Annotated in this window: 18 protein-coding genes and 1 pseudogene; 16 read left to right on the plus strand and 3 right to left on the minus strand. The window is 68.2% G+C overall.

The genetic code is table 11. The features are described from left to right. Positions 1-408 precede the first annotated feature (408 nt). Together G447_RS0107400 and G447_RS0107405 are read left to right on the plus strand one after the other, a co-directional pair. A complete protein-coding gene (locus G447_RS0107400; RefSeq protein ID WP_026430588.1) occupies positions 409-1,254 on the plus strand; it encodes a class I SAM-dependent methyltransferase in 846 nt (281 codons plus the stop codon). Between the two features lie 186 nt (positions 1,255-1,440). Continuing rightward, positions 1,441-2,463, plus strand: a complete 1,023-nt coding sequence (locus G447_RS0107405; RefSeq protein WP_026430589.1) for an alpha/beta hydrolase — start codon at positions 1,441-1,443, stop codon at positions 2,461-2,463. A 106-nt stretch (positions 2,464-2,569) separates the two neighbouring features. Here G447_RS0107405 and G447_RS0107410 read toward each other — a convergent pair whose 3' ends face one another. The 3 genes from G447_RS0107410 to G447_RS11285 all read right to left on the minus strand — a co-directional run bounded on the left by G447_RS0107410 (position 2,570) and on the right by G447_RS11285 (position 7,398). Beyond that, positions 2,570-3,535 carry a Fic family protein gene (locus G447_RS0107410; RefSeq protein ID WP_026430590.1) on the minus strand — a complete coding sequence of 322 codons (966 nt, stop codon included), beginning with the start codon at positions 3,533-3,535 and terminating at the stop codon, positions 2,570-2,572. Positions 3,536-3,821: 286 nt separating this feature from the next. Further along, on the minus strand, positions 3,822-6,200 hold the full coding sequence (locus G447_RS0107415; protein WP_026430591.1) for a hypothetical protein: 2,379 nt from the start codon (positions 6,198-6,200) through the stop codon (positions 3,822-3,824). Between the two features lie 136 nt (positions 6,201-6,336). After that, complete coding sequence (locus G447_RS11285; RefSeq protein ID WP_243442333.1) at positions 6,337-7,398, minus strand: helix-turn-helix transcriptional regulator; 1,062 nt, start codon at positions 7,396-7,398, stop codon at positions 6,337-6,339. A 132-nt stretch (positions 7,399-7,530) separates the two neighbouring features. Between G447_RS11285 and G447_RS0107425 the strand changes: the two genes are divergently transcribed. From G447_RS0107425 to G447_RS0107495, 14 genes and pseudogenes are all read left to right on the plus strand, one after another. Next, positions 7,531-8,166 (plus strand): MptD family putative ECF transporter S component, encoded by a 636-nt coding sequence (locus G447_RS0107425; RefSeq protein WP_051226280.1) that lies wholly within the window; start codon positions 7,531-7,533, stop codon positions 8,164-8,166. Between the two features lie 133 nt (positions 8,167-8,299). Then, positions 8,300-9,004, plus strand: coding sequence for an energy-coupling factor transporter transmembrane component T (locus G447_RS0107430; protein ID WP_026430593.1), 705 nt, complete (start codon positions 8,300-8,302; stop codon positions 9,002-9,004). Then, complete coding sequence (locus G447_RS0107435; protein WP_026430594.1) at positions 9,001-10,617, plus strand: ABC transporter ATP-binding protein; 1,617 nt, start codon at positions 9,001-9,003, stop codon at positions 10,615-10,617. The genes G447_RS0107430 and G447_RS0107435 overlap by 4 nt, the downstream gene beginning before the upstream one ends. A gap of 235 nt (positions 10,618-10,852) precedes the next feature. Beyond that, positions 10,853-11,104: pseudogene (locus G447_RS11290) on the plus strand (AAA family ATPase); the annotation flags it as partial. A gap of 98 nt (positions 11,105-11,202) precedes the next feature. Next, complete coding sequence (gene relB / locus G447_RS0107445) at positions 11,203-11,418, plus strand: type II toxin-antitoxin system RelB family antitoxin (RefSeq protein WP_026430595.1); 216 nt, start codon at positions 11,203-11,205, stop codon at positions 11,416-11,418. Next, positions 11,419-11,685 (plus strand): type II toxin-antitoxin system RelE family toxin, encoded by a 267-nt coding sequence (locus G447_RS0107450; protein ID WP_005868162.1) that lies wholly within the window; start codon positions 11,419-11,421, stop codon positions 11,683-11,685. 234 nt (positions 11,686-11,919) lie between these two features. Next, positions 11,920-13,242, plus strand: coding sequence for a replication-associated recombination protein A (locus G447_RS0107455; protein WP_026430596.1), 1,323 nt, complete (start codon positions 11,920-11,922; stop codon positions 13,240-13,242). 160 nt (positions 13,243-13,402) lie between these two features. Further along, a complete protein-coding gene (locus G447_RS0107460) occupies positions 13,403-14,332 on the plus strand; it encodes an ABC transporter ATP-binding protein (protein WP_026430597.1) in 930 nt (309 codons plus the stop codon). After that, the gene (locus G447_RS11295; protein WP_034476703.1) at positions 14,325-15,080 is read left to right on the plus strand and encodes an ABC transporter permease; all 756 of its coding nucleotides are present in this window, start codon (positions 14,325-14,327) and stop codon (positions 15,078-15,080) included. The genes G447_RS0107460 and G447_RS11295 overlap by 8 nt, the downstream gene beginning before the upstream one ends. 271 nt (positions 15,081-15,351) lie before the next feature. Then, a complete protein-coding gene (locus G447_RS0107475) occupies positions 15,352-16,338 on the plus strand; it encodes an alpha/beta hydrolase (protein ID WP_026430598.1) in 987 nt (328 codons plus the stop codon). A 174-nt stretch (positions 16,339-16,512) separates the two neighbouring features. Further along, on the plus strand, positions 16,513-17,325 hold the full coding sequence (locus G447_RS0107480) for a TetR/AcrR family transcriptional regulator (RefSeq protein ID WP_026430599.1): 813 nt from the start codon (positions 16,513-16,515) through the stop codon (positions 17,323-17,325). Between the two features lie 21 nt (positions 17,326-17,346). After that, positions 17,347-18,468 carry an ADP-ribosylglycohydrolase family protein gene (locus G447_RS0107485; protein ID WP_026430600.1) on the plus strand — a complete coding sequence of 374 codons (1,122 nt, stop codon included), beginning with the start codon at positions 17,347-17,349 and terminating at the stop codon, positions 18,466-18,468. A gap of 136 nt (positions 18,469-18,604) precedes the next feature. Further along, complete coding sequence (locus G447_RS0107490) at positions 18,605-19,237, plus strand: GyrI-like domain-containing protein (protein ID WP_026430601.1); 633 nt, start codon at positions 18,605-18,607, stop codon at positions 19,235-19,237. 16 nt (positions 19,238-19,253) lie between these two features. Continuing rightward, the gene (locus G447_RS0107495) at positions 19,254-19,538 is read left to right on the plus strand and encodes a TfoX/Sxy family protein (protein ID WP_026430602.1); all 285 of its coding nucleotides are present in this window, start codon (positions 19,254-19,256) and stop codon (positions 19,536-19,538) included. The last annotated feature ends 37 nt before the right edge of the window (positions 19,539-19,575 follow it).

The following is a 19,575-nucleotide window of genomic DNA, read 5'->3' on the forward strand; positions in this document are numbered from 1 at the left end:
ATCACGTTGACGACCACGTGGGACGCCACCACCACCAACCCCTTCACCGGCCAAACACTCACCCTCCCAGCAGTAGTGACCACCACCGAGAAATCCGACCCCTTCCCCATCTCCCACCTACGCATCGACCTGACCGACACCGCCGACGAACAAGACGGCCACTAACCCCAACCCACGACACGACCAGGCCCGGCCCACGGCCCCCAACGGCCCCTACGAGCCCGCCCGCCGGGCACGCCCAGCGCGGCCCACCCGCGCATGGCCAACCCGGCCGGCGCCCCGCGGTGTACGTGTACAATAACGGACGCGAAGCGGGGCGCCACAGCCTCGCAGACACAGCCCCACAGGCGCAGCCCCCGGCGCAGTCCGCGCTAGCAGGGGCCGAGGCTGCCCCAGGAAGGATTCCCGATGAGCGAACCGACCGAACGAGCACGTTGGTTCTCCGACAATGAGAAGAACTGGGACGACCGCGCGGAACTGCATATGACGGGCGACTACTGCGGCTACCAGCGCCTACTCGAGAATCCGACAGCCATCAGCGCTGAGCTCGCCCAGGACGTTGAGCGCTTCGGCGACCTCACCGGTAGGCACGTGATCCATCTGCAGTGCCACGTCGGCACGGACACCATCGGTTTCGCACGCCTGGGCGCCTCGCGGGTCGTGGGCCTCGACTTGTCCGAGGCGTCGCTCGCACACGCGCGGATCATCGCTGAGAGCGCGGGCGCCGACATCGAGTACGTCCACGCCAACGTCTACGACGCGAGGCGGGCCGTGTCCGGCGACTTCGACCTGGTCTACACGTCGATCGGAGTCCTGTGCTGGCTGCCCGACGTCGAGGAATGGGCGCGGGTCGCGGCGTCCTTACTCAAACCCGGTGGCACCTTCTTCATCCGCGACGACCACCCCATGTTCATGGCGATCGGCGAGGACGTCTCCGACGGCCTGAAGGTGGAGCAGCCGTACTTCCAACTGGACGAGCCCGCCACCTGGGACGACGACTCCAGCTACGTGGACACCCCCGGAGCGCCCCGCATCACCCACACGACGAACCACCAGTGGAACCACTCCCTCGGCCAGACCATCACCGCGCTCATCGACGCGGGCCTGGTCATCGACAGCGTCGAGGAGACCGCCCGCGCCGCGTGGTGCCCGTGGCCGGGGCTCATGGAACAGGACTCCGACGGGGGCTGGCGCCTGCGGGACCAGCCCGAACGACTCCCCCTGCAGTTCGCCATCACCGCGCACAAAGACTGAGAAAATAGCGGACGCACGCGCGCGAACGCGCGAACGCGCGCCTCGGCCGCCAAGTGGACCGCGGCGAAGCGGCGCACGAAGCCACCCCCTCGTCCGCACGAGCGGGATACCCCACACCCGTTAGCAACGACGGGAAACGGGAACTACAGTGGGAGCTATGAGAACGAAGGGCACGGGACGCGATCGATGAGTAGCAGATTCCTGAGGCCGCCCATCGGCAGAACGGCCTTGATCAGCTCGGCACTCGCCGTGTCCGCCTCCCTATTGGGCGCCGTCGGCCTCGCTTCCCACGCCTTCGGGAACGGGGCGTTCGCGCAGCGGGATCCCTCGGCGATCGCCTACGAGGACGGCGAGGAGAGCTCCCTGCCGGTGTTCACGGCCTTCTCGGCCACGGCCTTGCGACTGCACGGCTCCATCGACACGGTGCCCTACCAGCAGGCCTACCGCGGCACCACCTACGACAAGGAAGCGTACGTCTACGTTCCCAACACCTACTCCCCAGGATCCCCCGCGAACATCGTCTACCTGACGCACGGCTGGCAGGGCAGCGCCGACGGGCTGGCGGCGGACATCGCCCCCGTCATCGACCACCTCACGGACTCGGGCCAGCTCTCCCCCACACTCGTCGTGTTCGCGACCTACTACCCGGACCGCTCCTTCGCGACAGACAATTACGAGGACGACTACGAGCTCAACCGCTTCTTCGCGACGACTGAGATTGACACGATCATCGACCGCGTCGAGTCCACCTACACGACGTTCGCCCGCGGTGACACCTCGGACCAGTCCCTGAGGACCTCCCGCACGCACCGCGCTTTCGGCGGCTTCTCGATGGGCGCGACCACCGCGTGGGACGTCTTCTCCATGCGCCCCCAGTACTTCTACGGGTACATGCCGATGGCTGGCGAGTCGTGGATCGGACGCCAGACGGACGCCGACCTCGATCAGATCGCACAGCTCCTCACCGCGGGTTCCGAGCGGGCCGACTACGGGGCCGAGGACTTCCGGATCCTGGCCTCGGTCGGATCGAAGGACCCGGCCCTGAGGGACATGAGCCCCCAGCTGGACGAGCTGCGCCTCGACTACCCCGAGCTCATGACCCAGGACAGCCTGCAGCTGTGGGTGGATGAGGGCGAAACCCACTCCATGACCTCGGTTCAGAACCAGGTCGCCCACAACCTGCCACTCCTGCTGCCGCCGACGCGATAGCACAAGTCGGCTACTGCGCCCAAGACTCCCGCGACAGCCACAGCTACATCACGCCCGCTGAGGCATGAGGCCCCACCCACCAGTACGTCGCTTTCAGACCGCGAGGCTAGAGACCAGGATCGCGGACGACCCACACGCCCGCCCGCGCGCTCCCCTGCCGCGCGAGCGCGCCTTCTTCCTTCAGCTGCGCGACCATGCGCTCAGCGCTTCGCTTCGAACAGCCGAGATACTCTCCGAGCTGGGCAACCGTCGCGCGCGAATTCTCACGGAAGAACCCGAGGGCACGGGACCGAGCAACGTCGCGTTCACTCGTGGGCTTAGCAAACGGGAGTATCGACTCGCGGATCGCCGCGAGCATGAACTCAACGAATCGCTCACTCGACCCGCTCGCGCCCGACTGAGCGAGAGCCGCGTAGTAGCCCGCTTGCTTCCTCCTGATCGCGGACTCCACGGGCAGCCACGCCAGCACCGACCGCCACTTCGACAGGAGCAGGGCGTGCCAGAGCCTTCCTGTCCTGCCGTTCCCATCGGAGAAGGGATGGCAGAACTCGAACTCGAAGTGGAAAACGCACGAGGCTAGGAGCGGGTGCATGCTGGTGGAGCGCAGCCAGTCGAAGATGTCCCCCATCACCTCGGGGACATAGGTGGCCGGGGTACCGGCATGGATCAGGACTCCCCCATCGAACACGCCAACGTTACCGGAACGGAAGCGCCCAGCATCGGCGACGAGGTCGTCCATCATCACGCGGTGAACACGAAGAAGATCGTCGACGGAGTAGGGGTCCAGGTCGGGAACGAGGTCGTAGGCCCCTCGCGCGTTCTGCACCTCCAGGATATCACGCGGATCGCCAAGCACCCGCTGTCCGTCAAGGACAGCGCTCACCGCCCGCTCATCCAGACTGTTCCCCTCAATCGTGAGCGAGGAGTAGATCGTCTGGATCCTCAGCTCACGGCGCAGCGTGGGGTTCGTTGCCAGGGGCGCCTGCGGCGAGAGCATGCCGACCAGCTCAGCGATCTCCATGCAGAGCGCATCGATCGCATCGGTGCGCTCAAACGGCGGTTCGTAAGCCATGACCCCCTCCCATTACCGCCACAATTATACCGCCACTGGCGGTAATGATGAGGAGGCACATGGCAGGCCAGCAACACTCCCTGTTCGAGGACCCGGCCGACGAGGCGCGTCCCCTCGCCATTCGCAACGCCCGCACCTGGCCAACGCGCGGAGCACGGCCACCACGCATCCCTTGCCCCAGGATACGGCGAAACTTAGAACGTATTCAGGGAAGGGAGGCCCTGATGTCCCCCATGACCATGCGCATCGACGAGGAAGACGCGGCTACCGTTCGGAAGTATGCGGGTCATCGCGTTTCAGTTCTCCCAGCGCGCACCAGCTCGCTGCCGCTATCCGGGCAGAGAACACCATTTTTAACAGTCGTTTCGCGAGCCTTCTTTTCCAGGGAAGCCAGCTCTTTGATCGTCTTGTCTATGTGGGAGATCCCCTTGTCCAATCGCTTGACCGATCCCTTCGACTCCCTGTCCTTCTTGTCCTTCAGAGAATCGATCGCGCGCTGATCGGATGCTTTGCGGCGCTCCAGGAATGCCCGCAGCTCGCTGATGCATCGCAACGCGTCGCCCGGCTCCATCTCGACGAGTAGTGAACACTGGGAAAGCGCGCCGACGCAGTCCGTTTTCACACGTTGCGCGTGGTCCTTGGTGAGAGTCCCCGCGAGCGCCGCGCTTCCCGATGCCGTTGCGAGGCCGAGGGCCGCCCCGCCGCCCGTGATGATCGCCGTGCCCCCGGCCATGCCGAGTCCGCCTACAGCGAGGGACCCACCGCCAACCCACGCGAGGCTCGCGCTCGTCAGCGCGGCTCCACTCAACCCGGCCACGGCCTCGCCGGCCAGAAACGGCGCGATGAGGGGCGCAGCGAACCAGGCGATGCCGCCCATGGCGATGGTGGTCGCGACAACCCCTGTCCCTACCACAGCCCGCTTGGAGACTGCGCCCGAAAGCACACGCTCATAAGACGCCTCGGCCCGGCCCAGTCGAGTCAGCATTGTCGCGTCGATAACGTCCTGTTCGTTCACGAAAGCCTTGTCGCGCCAGTCCACGGAGAAACTCAGTTTCTTCTCCATGCGGTACGGATCGAAGCTCCTCAGCACTTGGGCGATGTACAAGCAGCGGACTGCCCCGTTCTCACCCTCCCGGATCGCGCGCAGCTCCCGGTAGGCGCTGGCGGGGTCGAGGAAGTAGTCTCCTCGGTTCTCATCATAGGCGAGGCATCGACTGCGTTTCCACGCGCTGGTGAGCTGCTCCTTCCGCTCGCGATGCTCGGTCTTCTTCGTCCGCTGGCAGTCGTCCTCGCACCACGCGAGGGTTAGGGAGTCGAGCACCCGCTGCGCTTCCTCACCCGCGGGCGCGGACACGGCCACATCCGTTCCCACGCTGTCATGACAATACCGTTCCCAGGCCTGTGTCACGTCCTCGTATATGTAGGAGCTATCGGCCCAGAGCGCGAAGGCGAAACGGGCGACCCCGACGTAGTTCAACCGTATGAAAAAGGAAGGGACGGCCCTCGTTCCAGCCGTTGCCATGCCTTCCGTCGCGGCGCGCACGGCTGCGAGGGAGGCATTCACCGCTACGAACGAACCTGAGGCTACGGTCAGCATACGGGCGAGGGCGCGGCTGTTGACGGGTAGGAAACGCGATGGGTTCACGCGGGCGAGGTCTTTCACGCTGGACACGTTGCAGCGCTTCAGCTCGTCGACGAGCCGGGCGACCGTGTAGAAGCCGCGGACAATGCACTCGTTGGCGAGCACCGAGGGCGCCTGGGTGAGCGCCTGTCCGAGCAGACCGATCTCCGTGCGCAGGTCGAAGCGGAGGGGGTCCCCGGCGTCGTCCGTGAAGAGCGTCCCGTTGAAGGCTTTCGACAGCCACTGGGAGAAGGTGCGGAACTTGCCGTCGCGGCCGATGGACATGTCCTGGAAGAAGGGGAGCGCCGAGACTTCCTTCAGGAAGGAGAGGATGGGGCCGGGGATCCCAGTGCCCGCACCGGGTGTCGCGCTCGATCCCGCCATGTCGCTGATGAGGTGGAGGACCCAGTTGACGGTCCCGAAGAGGATCTTCTCCTCGAGGTTGCGACCGATCAAGGGAGGCTCTCCGCCGGCGACGCTGGCGGGAAGGCCGAATATGGCGAAGCTGCCGTCCGTCGCCGTCCCAACTCCTTTGCCGGTGAATTGCATGATGAGGGAGCACACGAGCCCCACCGGCGAGGGGTGGTGGGAGAAGTCGCGCAGGTGGTGCTGCAGGCCTCCGCCGAACTGCGCGGTGAGTTTGTCCCCCGCAAAGGGAAAAGTCTTTTCCAAGTACCGGATGGCGTCCTCGATGGTCGCGCCTTCCTTGGAGAGCCCCACCCGCTTGGCTATGGAGATCACGAAGCCCTGCACCTTCTTCGATCCCCACGTGCGGGCATCGGCAAGGTTGAAGTCTTTCTGCCACAGGACGTTGATCGCTCCCATGAGGACGCCGCTCGCTGCGGCGAACAGGTAGTCCCTGGCCTGCGCGGGCGCCGCACTCGGATCGTATTCGTAGGAGAACGTCTCCTCCGGCTGTGCTCCTTGGTTCAGGGAGACCTCGTACGTTCCCTCAACGGGAACACCCGTCAGCTGGGGTAGGGGCGTCTTGGGGAATAAGCGGCATTCGTCGTCGCCGCCGTGAAGGATCAAATCCTGGTCCATGATTGCTCCCGTGCAATTCACAATCGGTACCGTGAGAATAACACGACAACCATCCACGCACGGGCGCTCAGCGACCGCACCGGCCCACCTGTGCTGCCACGGGCACGGCACCACCGGTTTCACGCGCTTGGGCGCCTCACGGGCCGTGGCGTCCTCGCTCAAGCCCGGCTGCACTGTCCGCATGGATGGGAACGGGTTCCGCCAGCGTTTCACCCGCCGGCCAGGCGCTCAGCGCCTTGCGGAGGTCGCTGGGGCGAACGCCGACTTCGCGTTTGAACAGCGCGGAGAACCGGCTCGGACAGGTGTAGCCCACGGCGCGCCCCACCTGCTCGATCGTGAGGTCGCTGTGCCGCAGCAGTGCCTCCGCGTGGCTCATCCTCCGCTCTTGGACGTACTGGGTGAGCGTCTTACCGTTCACCCTCTTGAAGGTCTCCTTGAACTTCGTGGGGCTCATGCACGCGATCGCCGCCAGATCCGCCAGGCGCAGGCGCGCCGAGCAGTGGTCGTCGATGTAGAGCGCTACCTCGCGCATGCGTTCCCGGTCGACGGCGGACACCGGTTTGGCTTCGCGGATGGTGGTGGAACGTGAGCGCTCGACGATGAGCCCCATCGCTTCGAGGACCCTGCCCTCGTAGTGCAGCGCGCTGCGCGCGCCGTCCCGCGGTCGTGGCCACAGCCCGGACAGGAGGGCGCTCATCTCCGGGAAGGGGCCGCTGTCGCCCAACGCGGTGAACGCCCTCTCGACCTCCTCCTCCCGGGCCCCGGCGCCGTCGCCTCCCGCGAGTTCTCCCGCCAGGCAGTTCTGCGCGAACCCGGGCGTGACCTCGATGGAAACGCATTGGACGGGGGAGCTCCCATGGGCGACTCCGCGCCAGGGGCCGCCCCCGATGCTCTGCCCCCAGACGGCGCCCGGCCTGAGCCTGCGATAGGGCTGGAACTCCTCGCCGCAAATCGATTTGAACCACGTGACCGTGAGGTACCGGTGCGGGGCCGAGTCCATGACGAAGTCCCCCTCCATCACGAAGTCGTGGATGCTGATGCTCCATTCCGCGCGCTCCGGGGACAGGTGGTGGAACCAGCCCCAGTACCGCTGGCCATCGGATTTGTAGGAGTTCCACAGTGGGCCGAAACCGTCGGGCGGCTCCGTCAGCGCGAACGACGCCCCCGCGAGGAGCGCGGCTTGGAACGCCTCCTTCATCATCCCGTCCTTTCTTCCTATTCCAATCGGACGCGAATCCGTGCGGATCGGACGGAGTTCCCCGGCGGACCACGCCAGTCCCATCCCAACTCATATACTAACGAAGGAAAGGGAAGGCGACCCTAACCTGATATGGAAGGACGGGGAACGGTGAAGCACTCCACCGCTACGAATACGAAGCCGACGGGGCTCGACACCCGTGACTTGGTCACCACGGGCGTGTTCACGGCACTGTACTTCGTGTTCACAATGGTCGGGGGCGGCCTGTTCGCGGCGAACCCCGTCCTCACGTTCTGGATGCCCGCAGCGGCCGCCCTGCTGACCGGCCCCGTCTACCTGCTGCTGATCGCCAGGGTCCCCAAGCACGGGCCCCTCATCATCCTCGGCGTCATCGAAGGCCTCATCCTCTTCGTGACGGGGATGTACTGGGGGTGGTCCGTGGCCTGCGTGGTACTGGCGGTCCTCGCCGACCTCATCGCCGGCTTGGGCGGGTTCCGCAGCAGGGCGCTGGCCTTCTGCGCGTTCGTCGTGTACTCACTGGCGCCCATGGGCTCGTACCTGGTCCTGTGGCTGGATCCCGCCGCTTACGCCTCGTACCTGATCGGAAGAGGAGGCGAGCAGGCGTACATGGACACGATGATGGCGACGGCCACGGGATGGATGCTCCCCGCGATGATCTTGTCCACGATCGCGTGCGCCGTGGTGAGCGGCCTGGTCGGCCTGCGGTTGCTGCGCAGGCAGTTCGAGCGCGCGGGGATCACAGCCTGAGGGCACCGCCCAGGTCCCCCCCGCGCCCGGCCATCGAATCCGCCCCGGTTCCCGCCCGGTCCAGTACAGCAGTCCCCAGCCCAGCCCTGTACAGCAATCCCCAGTCCGGCCCCCGTCCGCAGAAAGGCGCGTCGTGAGGAACAGTGCGCACCTCGACCCCCGCACGAAGCTCCTGTCCATCGCCGCCATGGCGGTGGCGGTGGCGCTCGCCCCCAGCACTTCCTGCGAGATCGCCCTCATGTGCGTGGCCTCCGCCTTCGGCGTCGTGGTCGGCGTGAGGTGGGGGTCCGCTGTGGCGCTCATCCTAGGGATCAGCGCTGTGGTCGCCGCGCGGTTCGTCCCCCACCTGGACAGCGTGGCCCTGCGCACCGCGCTGACCGCGTTCCTTGTGCTCGTGCGCAAAATGTTCGCCTGCGGGATCATCGCCTACGCCACCGTGCGGACCACCCCCGTGAACGAGTTCATGGGCGCGCTCGTGAAAGCCCGCGCCCCCCGCCCACTGGTGGTCCCCTTGGCCGTGGCCTTGCGGTACCTGCCCGTCGTCCGCGAGGATTGGCGCGCCATCACGACGGCCATGCGGATGCGCGGGGTCTCGCCGAGCCCCGCGGGGTTCCTCCGGGCGCCGATGCGCACAATCGACTGCGTCTACGCGCCACTGCTCCTGGGAGCGGGGCGGGTCGCCGACGAACTGACGGTGGCCTCGATAGCGCGCGGCATCGAGAACCCGGCCCGCCGCACCTGCTACCTGCCCATCGCCATGGGCGGCGCGGACTACGCCGTGCTCGCCGTCTTCTGCGCCACCGCCGTCGGCTCGTTGGCTCTGCGGGCGCTGGCATGATCGAGTTCGACCACGCCTCTTTCACCTACCGCGCACAGGGCGACGAGGGGCGTGCCGGGGCCGTGGACGTGTCGCTGACGGCGCACCCCGGCGAGGTGGTGGTGCTGTGCGGGCGCTCGGGGTGCGGCAAGTCGACCGTACTGCGCCTGGCTGGGGGTTTGGCGCCCCGCTTCTTCCCCGGAACCGCGCACGGACGCGTCAGCCTCGACGGCCGGGCCGTGGACGCCCTGGAGACGTGGGAGATCGCCCAGCGGGCGGGTTCACTGTTCCAGAATCCGCGCACCCAGTTCTTCAGCGCCGACTCCACTGGGGAGGTCGCCTTCGCCCTGGAGAACGCGGGCTGGTCCCCGGAGGACATCCGCCAGCGCGTCGGCGCCACGTTCGAGGAGCTGGGCATGAGCGCCTTGGCGGGGCGCGACCTCTTCCGCCTTTCGGGAGGGGAGCGGCAGAAGGTGGCGTTCGCGAGTCTTTGGGCAACGCGACCCGCGAATCTGCTGTTGGACGAGCCGACGAGCAACCTCGATCTGCCGGCGGTGGCGGACATGGCGGGATTCGTGGCGCGCGCGAAGGAGGCGGGATGCGCAGTGCTGGTCGCCGAGCACCGCCTGTCGTGGTTGACGGGGATCGCCGACAGGTACGTGCGCATGGACGCCGGGCGCGTGGACCGCGTGTGGGACGCCGACGGGTTCGCCGCCCTCAGCGCGGAGGAGGTGCGCCGCATGGGGCTGCGGATGCGCAGTGCCGACGAGGCGCGCCCCGTCGTTCGTCCTCCCGTCCGCGAAGCGCCCAACGTGGGTCAGCCCACACTCGGGGTGCCAGGCGGCGGCGCGGCCCCCGCAGGCGACGGGGGTCCTGCCGGCGCCGCTGCCCCCGCGCGCAGGGCGGGCCCCCGATGCTCGGCCCGGCCCGCTGGGGCGTCTGCTCCCCTGTTGTCGGCGCGGGGCCTCGCCGTGCGCTTCGGGGAGCGAACCGTCCTGCGCGGCGCGGACGCGGATTTGCGCGAGGGGGAGGTGTGCGCCATGGTTGGCGCGAACGGGGCCGGCAAGACGACGCTGTGCCGGGCGTTGTGCGGTTTCGAGCGCCGGGCCCGGGGGACCGTGTCACTGGCCGGGCGCACCGCGTCCCGTTCGGCGCGCGTCCGCGCCTCGTCGATGGTCTTCCAGGACGTCAACTACCAGCTGTTCGCAGAGTCGGTCGCCGACGAGGTGGTCTTCGGACTGCCGCGCCGACAGGCGCGCGCGGTGGATGTCGCCGCTCTGCTCGTCGGCCTCGACTTGGACGGGTTGGAGGAGCGCCACCCGGCGACGCTGTCCGGCGGTCAGAAGCAGCGACTCGCAGTCGCCGCGTGCGTGGCCGCGCACAAACAGGTGCTGGTGTTCGACGAGCCCACCAGCGGCCTCGACTTGGACGGGATGCGGCGCGTCGCCCGCCTGCTGCGGGAACTGGCCGCGCAGGGGCGCACGGTCCTGGTGATCACGCACGACCTCGAGCTGGTGGCGTGCGCGTGTGACCGCGCCCTGGTCGTCGAAGGCGGGCGCGTGGGGACCACGATGCTGGTCGCCGACCATTTCGACGCCGTGAAACGGGCGATGGGGGTCTCGCGGGAGCATTGACCCGCATGTCGGAGCGCACGGGAGTTCTATGGGCCTGGGCCCATAGACGCGCGGCCGACGGCCACTCCCCGGGTCTCCGCCGAACCGCCGCATGCCCGCCTCCACCGGGGCCATCGCGCCCGCCTCCGCCACATCTCCGCAGCGTCCGCCGACGTGCCCGCAGTCTCCGCCACGTGCGCGCCGGACCAAGACAGTAGGCTCAAAGAGCGGGGCGCCCCCACGTGGCAGCCGGGCAATGCGAGGTCAAGTGGATTCTCACGGACAGGGCTCTCTCTTCGACGAGGCGGGCGACGAGGCGCGCCCCCTCGCCGACCGGATGCGCCCCACCTCCCTGGACGAGGTCGTGGGCCAGTCCCACCAGATCGGACCCGGCAAGGCCCTGCGCTCCATGATCGAGGCCGACCGCACCCCCTCCATGATCTTCTGGGGGCCTCCCGGAGTCGGCAAAACCACCCTGGCGCGCGTGATCGCCCGCCGCACCCAGGCCGTCCCCGTCTCCCGCGCGGAGTACGGCCTCCACACACCCCTTGTCCCATGGAAACGGTGGAGTTTAGAATACAGTGTATTCAGGGAAGGGAGGCCCCAATGTCCACCATGACCATGCGCATCGACGAGGAAGACGCGGCCATCGTTCGGAAGTATGCGGAATTCGAGGGGAAAACCATCTCGGACTTCATCCGCGACGCCGTTCTCGAGAAGATCGAGGACCAGCAGGACCTCGAGGCCCTGCGCGCCACAGTCGCCGACGACAACGGCGAGCGCCACACTCACGCACAGGTTCTCGAAGAACTAGGACTGTAGATGCCCTACCACGTCGAGTACACGGACACCGCGCTCAAGCAGCTCAAGAAGATGGACCGGTTCGACGCCCGCCTCATCCTGTCGTGGATCAGCAAGAACCTCGAGGGCTGCACCGACCCGCGCGCCCACGGGAAGGGCCTGACGGCCAACCGCTCCGGCGAATGGCGCTACCGCATCGGAAGCTACCGGGCCCTGTGCGTCATCGAAGACGATCGGCTCATCATCGAGGTCTTCTCCGTCGGCCACCGCAGGAACATCTACTCATGAGGCACCAGGAGCTGTAGGCCCACTAAGCACTCGCTCCTGTGTCCTACCGCCACTGGCGGCAACCGAAGGCGAGGCGGCCAGCGAACGACAGCGCCGCGCCAGCGGGACCCGGATGCCCTCCTGCGCGGGCGGCAGCGCCCGGCGGAGCGCACGGGCACGCAAGTGGGTGCGGAGGGCCTTACCCTGGGGGCAGACGCGGGCGCGCGGCCCGCACCCACGCAGGAGGCACGATCGATGGCAGGCCAGCAGGGCTCTCTCTTCGACGGGGCGGGCGACGAGGCGCGCCCCCTCGCCGACCGGATGCGCCCCACCTCCCTGGACGAGGTGGTGGGCCAGTCCCACCAGATCGGACCCGGCAAGGCCCTGCGCTCCATGATCGAGGCCGACCGCACCCCCTCCATGATCTTCTGGGGGCCTCCCGGAGTCGGCAAAACCACCCTGGCGCGCGTGATCGCCCGCCGCACCCACGCCTCGTTCATCGACTTCTCCGCGGTCACCAGCGGCATCAGGGAGATCCGCGAGGTCATGAAGCAGGCCGACGCGCAGGCCAGCATGGGCAGGCGCACCATCGTCTTCGTCGACGAGATCCACCGCTTCAACAAGGCTCAGCAGGACGCTTTCTTGCCCTTCGTGGAGAAGGGGTCGATCGTCCTGATCGGAGCGACCACCGAGAACCCGTCCTTCGAGGTAAACAACGCCCTCCTGTCGCGCTGCAAGGTCTTCGTCCTCAACGCCCTGGCCGAGGACGATATCACCGCTCTGCTGCGCCGCGCCCTGGCGGATCCCCGCGGCTTCGGCGAGCAGGAGGTGCGCATCGCGGACGACCTGCTGCGCGCCATCGCGGTGTTCGCCAACGGGGACGCGCGCGTGGCCCTGTCCACCCTGGAGATGGCGGTCCTCAACGGCGACGAGGACGGCGGGGCGACCACGGTCACCGCCGAGACGGTCGGGCAGTGCACCTCGCGCAAGAGCCTCCTCTACGACAAGGACGGCGACGAGCACTACAACACCATCTCCGCGCTGCACAAGTCAATGCGCAACTCGGACCCGGACGCCGCCGTGTACTGGCTGGCGCGCATGCTCGAGGGCGGCGAGGACCCCCTGTACGTGGCGCGGCGCATCACGCGCTTCGCCTCCGAGGACATCGGCCTGGCGGACACGAACGCCCTGGGCGTCGCGGTCAACGCCTTCCACGCCTGCCATTTCATCGGGATGCCCGAGTGCTCGGTCCACTTGGCGCAGGCCGTCATCTACCTGTCGCTGGCGCCGAAGTCGAACAGCTCCTACACCGCCTACGGGCGGGCGAGGAAGGACGCGCTTCGCACCCAGGCCGACCCCGTCCCCCTCGCCATCCGCAACGCCCCGACGCGCCTCATGAAGGACCTGGGATACGGGCAGGGGTACCGGCTGGCGCACTACGAGGCCGACAAGGTGGCCGCCGACATGCGGTGCCTGCCCGACTCCCTCGCGGGCGCCGAGTACTACAGGCCCACCGAGGAGGGCAACGAGAGGCGCTTCAAGGAGCGCCTGGAATGGCTGAAGCGCCTGCGCGAATAGGCGCGGGCCGCGACCCCGGACGCCTCGGCGAACGACAACGACCAAGCTTAGGCGCCCCGTCGGCCACCACCGCGCGTCCAGGGCTTGCACCCATGAGTTAACGCTGTTAACCTTGCAGTCGTCAGCGAAGTTAACACCGTTAACCAATGAAGGAGTGCACATGCCTGGATCAGAATCGGGCGCGCCAGCACTGCATCTGCGCGCCGTGCGCAAGAGTTACGGGGACCACGAGGTCCTGCGAGGAGTCGACCTCGACGTCGCGCGGGGCCAAGTGCTCGGCCTCCTCGGGCGCAACGGCGCCGGGAAGTCAACCCTCATCGAGATCATGTGCGGATTGAGGAGCGCCGACTCGGGGTCGGTGTCCGTGTGCGGCGCGGACCCCGCCAAGGAGCGAGTCGGCCAGCACATCGGGTACGCCCCGCAGGACCTCGGCGTCTACCCCGACCTCACCGTCGCCCAGAACCTCTCGTTCTACGGGCAGCTCCAGGGCCTGTCCCGCAAACGTGCGCGTACGAGGACCGCGGAGGTCATGGAATTGCTCGGCCTCGAGGAGCAGTGCTCCAAGCGGGCGAAACACCTGTCCGGCGGCCAGAGGCGCAGACTGCACGCCGGGATGGCGATCATGCACGAGCCGGAGGTGGTTTTCATGGACGAGCCGACGGTCGGAGCGGACGTGGAGGCGCGCAGCCGGATCCTGCGGGCCGTGCGCTCGCTCGCCGAGGCGGGCGCCGCCGTCGTCTACACCTCGCACTACCTCGCCGAGTTCGAGGAGCTCGGCGCGGACATCGCCATCCTCGAAGGCGGGCGGGTGGTCGTGTCCGGCACGCTCGGGCGCGTCGTCGCGGACCACTCCCGCGCCTCCATCGCCCTGGGGTTCGCCCGCAACCCGAGGCCCATGGACGGCTGGCAGAACGAGGACAGGTGGCTGCGCCGGGAGGGGGACATCCCCAACCCCGGTGCGCTCATCGCCGATGCGCTGGCCTCACCTGAACTGAGGGGCAACCGCCTTGAGGACGTGCGCATAGGCCAGGCGGGCTTGCAGAGCGCCTACCTCGCAATCGTCGGAGAGGAAGAACAGGACAATGCTTAAGAAACTATCAGCCGTCATCCGGCTCAATATCCGCCTCCAGCTCACAGACCCCGCCTCCACTCTGATCCTGACGGCCATCCCCCTGATATTCATCCCCTTCATGAGCCCCGCCTTCAAATCCATGCTCATGGCGGACGGGTACGTGGACGCGACCGGGGTGGAGCAAGCGGTGCCCTCGATGGCGGTGCTCTTCTCGTTCCTCTCCGTGCAGATCATCATCAACTCCTTCATCAACGAGCGCACGTGGGGGACGTGGCCCAGACTCGCGGCCTCGGCCACCCCGAGGGGCGCAGTTCTCACCGGCAAGGCCCTGGTCGCCTACCTGCTGCAACTCGTCCAGGTCCTCGCCGTCCTGGCCCTCGGCGCCCTCGCCTTCGGGTACAGGCCGAAAGGGTCGGTGAGCGCGCTCCTGCTGGCGGTACTCGCCTTCGCCGCGGTCCTGGCCGCGCTCGGCGTCGCAATCGCCCTGTGGGCGCCCTCGCACGACCTCGCGCTCTCCTTGTCCAATATCATCGGCATGTTGGCCGCCGGGATCGGCGGGGCGTTCTGCACGGTGTCGAGCCTGCCCGACTGGGCGCAGCACGCCGCGCGCTTCTCCCCCGCGTACTGGGCGATCGACGCCATCCACTCGGTGAGCCTGGACGGCGCGGGCGTCACCGATGTCCTCCCGGCCGTCGGTGTCCTCTCACTGTTCTTCGCGGGCCTGGCCGCACTGGCGATGGCGCGCTTGGCCGTGAAGAGGGACTGAGAACCCGACCGCGGGACTCGACCTGGGCGGCGAGGCGTACGCGAACGACCCCATGATCGGCGACACCGCCTACTGGCCGCGCCAACCGCGCCTCGCGCCCCTACCATATGGACGTGGGCGCCTATCCCGGCACCAACGTGATCGGCGCCTTCACGGGCACCGACGACGGCCGGGCCGTGGCAACGTGGGCCGACAGCCGCCAAGACCTCGCCATCGCGCTCGCGTGAGCGCGGACCACGGCCACGACCGAGACAACGACTCAGGAGGACCAATGAGCCAGCAAGCCCCCGCACATGAATGGGACAAGACCTTCCCCAAGAGCGACCGCGTCACCCATGAGAAAGTCACGTTCACCACGAACTTCGGCATCACTCTGGCGGCCGACTTGTACAAGCCGAGGAACGCCGAGGGCGCGCTCCCCGCCATCGCCGTCAGCGGCCCTTTCGGGGCCGTCAAGGAGCAGGCAAGCGGGCTCTACGCTCAGACCATGGCCGAACGGGGATTCCTCACCATCGCCTTCGATCCGTCCTTCACCGGCGAGTCCGGCGGCGCACCCCGCTACATGAGTTCCCCGGACATCAACACCGAGGACTTCCTCAGCGCCGTCGACTACCTGGTCTGCCGCGAGGACGTCGATGGGGACCGGGTCGGCATCATCGGGATCTGCGGCTGGGGCGGCATCGCGCTCAACGCGGCGGCCGCCGACCCCCGGATCAAGGCGACGCTCGCGTCCACGATGTACGACTTGTGCCGCATCTCCGGCAACGGCTACAACGACTCGGCGGATGACGCCGCCACTCGCATCGCCTCGCGCAAACTGGTCGCCGCCCAGCGCACGGCCGACCGCCTCTCCGGCGAGCAGGCGCTCACCGGCGGCGTCGCGGACCCCATGCCCGACGACGCTCCGCAGTTCGCCAAGGACTACCACGCCTACTACAAGACGCCGCGCTGCTACCACCCCCGCTCGCTCTACTCCAACGACGGCTGGGCCGTCGTCAGCGCCAGCTACGCCAACGCGCGGTTCCTGTACTACACGGATGAGATCGAGAACGCGGTCCTGGTCATGCACGGCGAGGACGCCCACTCCCTCTACATGGGCCGGGACGCCTTCGCGAAGGTGAAGGGCGGGGTGAACCCGGACAACAAGCGGTTCCTTCTGGTCCCCGGGGCGAGCCACTGCGACCTCTACGACGGTGGCGGGCGCGGCGCCATCCCCTGGGACGCGCTCACCTCGTTCTTCGCCGAACACCTGGCCTGAGCGTCCGCCGGCCCCTGGCGGGCGCCGCGCACGGGGCGGCGCCGAACCCAGCGGCGAGGTAGTGCGCAGTCGCGACGTGGCGCGCGGGACGGCCCTGCCCTATCGCCCCGGCGGTGCTACGATTCGCGGTTAAGAACGGCTGAAGTCCCCACACGGAGCCAGGGAGGAGGGGCCATGCCCGGTGGCGCGCCCAGAGCACGGACTCTCACGAGGGAGAGGATCTTCGCCGCTGCGCTCGCGCTCGTCGACGAGGAGGGCCTGTCCGCCCTGTCCCTGCGCGCCCTCGGCAAGCGCCTGGGCGTGTCCCAAACGGCCTTCTACCGGTACGTGCCCGACAAGGCCACGCTGCTCGAGGGCGTTTCCGAGGAGGTGTGGAGGCTCATCTTCGAGCGTTTCCTGTCGGCTGTGGAGAAAGAACCGGCAGCAAACGATCAGTCGGCGGCGGAGGGGGGACAGGAGGAGAACGGCCGACTGGAGGACCGGGACCAGCCGAGCACGGACGGGGAAGCGGCCACGGAAAGCCAGTCCCCGGAAAGCGGCCCGGGCCTCGTCGGTGAGCAGAGTGAGGACTGGCGGTGGTATGTGCGCCAGTACGCCACGGCGCTCCACGACACCCTCCTCCAACACCCCGAGGCCGTGGTCCTGCTGCTCACCCACCCCATCTCGACGCCCGAACAGCTCACCCTGCTGGCCAAAGTCATGGTCCGCCTGTCCAACGCCAGCTTCATGCCCCCCGTCGACATGCTCGCCATCATCACGGCGGTCTCGGTGTACACCACGGGTTTCGCCGCAGCAGAAGTCGTCCCCCCCGTGGGCGGCGGCCCGGATGAGACCCCCGACGACAGCATCGCCGCAGCCATCGCGAGCCTGCCAGTCGACGACCTGTCCGCGCTCCGGGGCCTCATCGGCCAGGTGATGGACGGGAAGTGGGACTTCGCCGCCCAATTCGAACGGGGCCTGGACGCCCTCCTGCGGGGTTGGCGCTGACCCACCGCCAAGGAGAAGCACATGAGCAACATCGACAAGTACCGCGGCTGCCTGATCGGCGGGGCAGCCGGGGACGCGCTCGGGTACACGGTCGAGTTCTCGCGCGAGGACCAGATCGCGGCCCGCTACGGGGCGGGCGGCATCCGCGACTACCAGCTCGACGACCGGGGGCTGGCGCCCTTCTCGGACGACACCCAGATGACCCTGTACACCGCCAACGGCCTGCTCCACGCAGTCACCCGGGGCTGCCTCCGGGGCATTCTGGGGCCCCTGCGCGACTACGTGTCCGGTTTCTACGTGGAGTGGTCGCGCACGCAAACAGAGCCCTACCCCCTCGCCAACCACAGCGCGTGGATCTCGGCCCTGCCCGAGCTCTTCGTACCGCGCGCCCCGGGGGCGACCTGTCTGTCGGCCTGCGCGGTGGGAGCGCGGGGCACCCCGGAGGAGCCGATCAACGACTCCAAGGGGTGCGGTGGGATCATGCGCGTCGCCCCCGCGGGCCTGCTCGCCGGTCCCCGGGGAGCCGACGGCGCCGACGTGCAGCGCCTGGGGGCGCAGCTGGCGGCGCTCACGCACGGACACGAACTGGGGTGGCTGCCCGCCGGGGTCTTCGCCCACATCGTGAACGCCCTCGCCCACGGGGAGGCGGACTCCGTGCGCGGGGCCGCCGAGCAGGCGCTCGCCGCCCTGCCCGAGGCACACCCGGGCGCGCGCCGGGTGGGGGAACTGCAGGAGTTGATGCGTTTCACGCTGCGCCTGGCGGACGGCACCACCCCGGACGTGGAGGCGATCCACCAGCTGGGCGAGGGGTGGGTGGCCGAGGAGGCGCTCGCCATCGCGCTGCTGTGCGCGCTGCGCCACGAGGGCGACTTCGAGGGGACGGTCGTCTCGGCCGTGAACCATTCGGGGGACAGCGACTCAACGGGAGCCATCGCGGGCAATATCGCCGGCGCGCACCTGGGCCTGACGGGGATCCCGCGGCGCTACACGGAGCGCTTGGAGCTGGCGGACGTGGTCCTCGCCCTCGCCGACGACCTCTTCACGGGCTGCCCGATCACCGAGTACTGCGCTTCCCCCGATGGCGTGTGGGAGCACAAGTACTTGCACCTGGCGGACTACGTCGAGTGGAAACGGGGCCGGTAGGATAGAGGGGGCAGGCGGTCGGCCCCGAGGTTACCCGAGACGCCCCGGCGACCCGGCGATTCGACCGGCGCCACAGCGGCCGGCCCCGCGGCGACCCGCGGACCAGCAACTCGACCGGCGCAGGAGGAGAGCAGTCATGGCCTTCGATTTCAAGAAGGAGTACAAGGAGTTCTACGTGCCGCCGAAGCGGCCCGGCATCGTCACGGTGCCGCCGATGAACTACCTGGCGGTGCGCGGGCACGGCGACCCCAACGCCGAGGAGGGCGCGTACAAGCGCGCCATCGAACTGCTCTACGGCGTCGCCTACGCCATCAAGATGTCGAAGAAGGGCCCCCACCGCATCGACGGGTACTTCGACTTCGTGGTGCCGCCCCTGGAGGGCTTCTGGTGGCAGCAGGACTCACACGATGTGGATTACGCCCACAAGGAGGACTTCGACTGGATCTCCCTCATCCGCCTGCCCGACTTCGCGACGGCGCAGGAAGTGGAGTGGGCGAAGGCCGAGGCGGCCTCGAAGAAGGGAGGCGACTTCAGCGAGGTGGAGTTCCTGCCCTACGACGAGGGCCTGTGCGTGCAGTGCATGCACGTGGGCCCCTACGACGACGAGCCCGCGACCGTCGAGGCCATGCACGCGCACATGGAGGCCCAGGGCTACGCGCTCGACATCACCGACGAGCGCCACCACCACGAGATCTACTTGGGCGACGCCCGCAAGGTCGCGCCCGAGAAGCTCAGGACCGTCGTGCGCCATCCGATCAAGGCCGTCTGAGAAGCGAGGAGCCGTCATGGCATCGACACCGGACTACCTGGCCCACGTCCTCGACCTGCTCGGGCGGGTCGAGGGCATCACCCACCGCGCGATGATGGGCGAATACCTGCTCTACGCGCGCGGCACACTGTTCGGGGGAGTCTACGACGACCGATTCCTACTCAAGGAGACCCCCGCCTCGTCCGCCGCCCTGGCGACCCAGTGCAGCCCCTACCCCGGGGCGAAGCCCATGCGCCTGGTCGATGTGGAGGACCGCGACGCGCTGGCGGACCTGGTGGAGCGGGTGCGCGCCGAACTGTGAGCCCCTGGCGGTCCGGAGGGCCGGGCCCGCCTTCGGG

Source organism: Schaalia georgiae DSM 6843 (assembly GCF_000429245.1).
Classification (GTDB): Bacteria; Actinomycetota; Actinomycetes; order Actinomycetales; family Actinomycetaceae; genus Pauljensenia; species Pauljensenia georgiae.

Bases quoted from the DNA above. Each gene is read 5' to 3' on its own strand.
- G447_RS0107460 (WP_026430597.1), top strand. From the start codon at position 13,403: ATGCCTGGATCAGAATCGGGCGCGCCAGCACTGCATCTGCGCGCCGTG.
- G447_RS0107480 (WP_026430599.1), top strand. From the start codon at position 16,513: ATGCCCGGTGGCGCGCCCAGAGCACGGACTCTCACGAGGGAGAGGATC.
- G447_RS0107415 (WP_026430591.1), bottom strand. From the start codon at position 6,200: ATGGACCAGGATTTGATCCTTCACGGCGGCGACGACGAATGCCGCTTA.
- G447_RS0107435 (WP_026430594.1), top strand. From the start codon at position 9,001: ATGATCGAGTTCGACCACGCCTCTTTCACCTACCGCGCACAGGGCGAC.
- G447_RS0107495 (WP_026430602.1), top strand. From the start codon at position 19,254: ATGGCATCGACACCGGACTACCTGGCCCACGTCCTCGACCTGCTCGGG.
- G447_RS0107400 (WP_026430588.1), top strand. From the start codon at position 409: ATGAGCGAACCGACCGAACGAGCACGTTGGTTCTCCGACAATGAGAAG.
- G447_RS11295 (WP_034476703.1), top strand. From the start codon at position 14,325: ATGCTTAAGAAACTATCAGCCGTCATCCGGCTCAATATCCGCCTCCAG.
- G447_RS0107455 (WP_026430596.1), top strand. From the start codon at position 11,920: ATGGCAGGCCAGCAGGGCTCTCTCTTCGACGGGGCGGGCGACGAGGCG.
- relB (WP_026430595.1), top strand. From the start codon at position 11,203: ATGTCCACCATGACCATGCGCATCGACGAGGAAGACGCGGCCATCGTT.
- G447_RS0107485 (WP_026430600.1), top strand. From the start codon at position 17,347: ATGAGCAACATCGACAAGTACCGCGGCTGCCTGATCGGCGGGGCAGCC.
- G447_RS0107450 (WP_005868162.1), top strand. From the start codon at position 11,419: ATGCCCTACCACGTCGAGTACACGGACACCGCGCTCAAGCAGCTCAAG.
- G447_RS0107425 (WP_051226280.1), top strand. From the start codon at position 7,531: ATGGAAGGACGGGGAACGGTGAAGCACTCCACCGCTACGAATACGAAG.
- G447_RS0107410 (WP_026430590.1), bottom strand. From the start codon at position 3,535: ATGGCTTACGAACCGCCGTTTGAGCGCACCGATGCGATCGATGCGCTC.
- G447_RS0107475 (WP_026430598.1), top strand. From the start codon at position 15,352: ATGAGCCAGCAAGCCCCCGCACATGAATGGGACAAGACCTTCCCCAAG.
- G447_RS11285 (WP_243442333.1), bottom strand. From the start codon at position 7,398: ATGAAGGAGGCGTTCCAAGCCGCGCTCCTCGCGGGGGCGTCGTTCGCG.
- G447_RS0107490 (WP_026430601.1), top strand. From the start codon at position 18,605: ATGGCCTTCGATTTCAAGAAGGAGTACAAGGAGTTCTACGTGCCGCCG.
- G447_RS0107405 (WP_026430589.1), top strand. From the start codon at position 1,441: ATGAGTAGCAGATTCCTGAGGCCGCCCATCGGCAGAACGGCCTTGATC.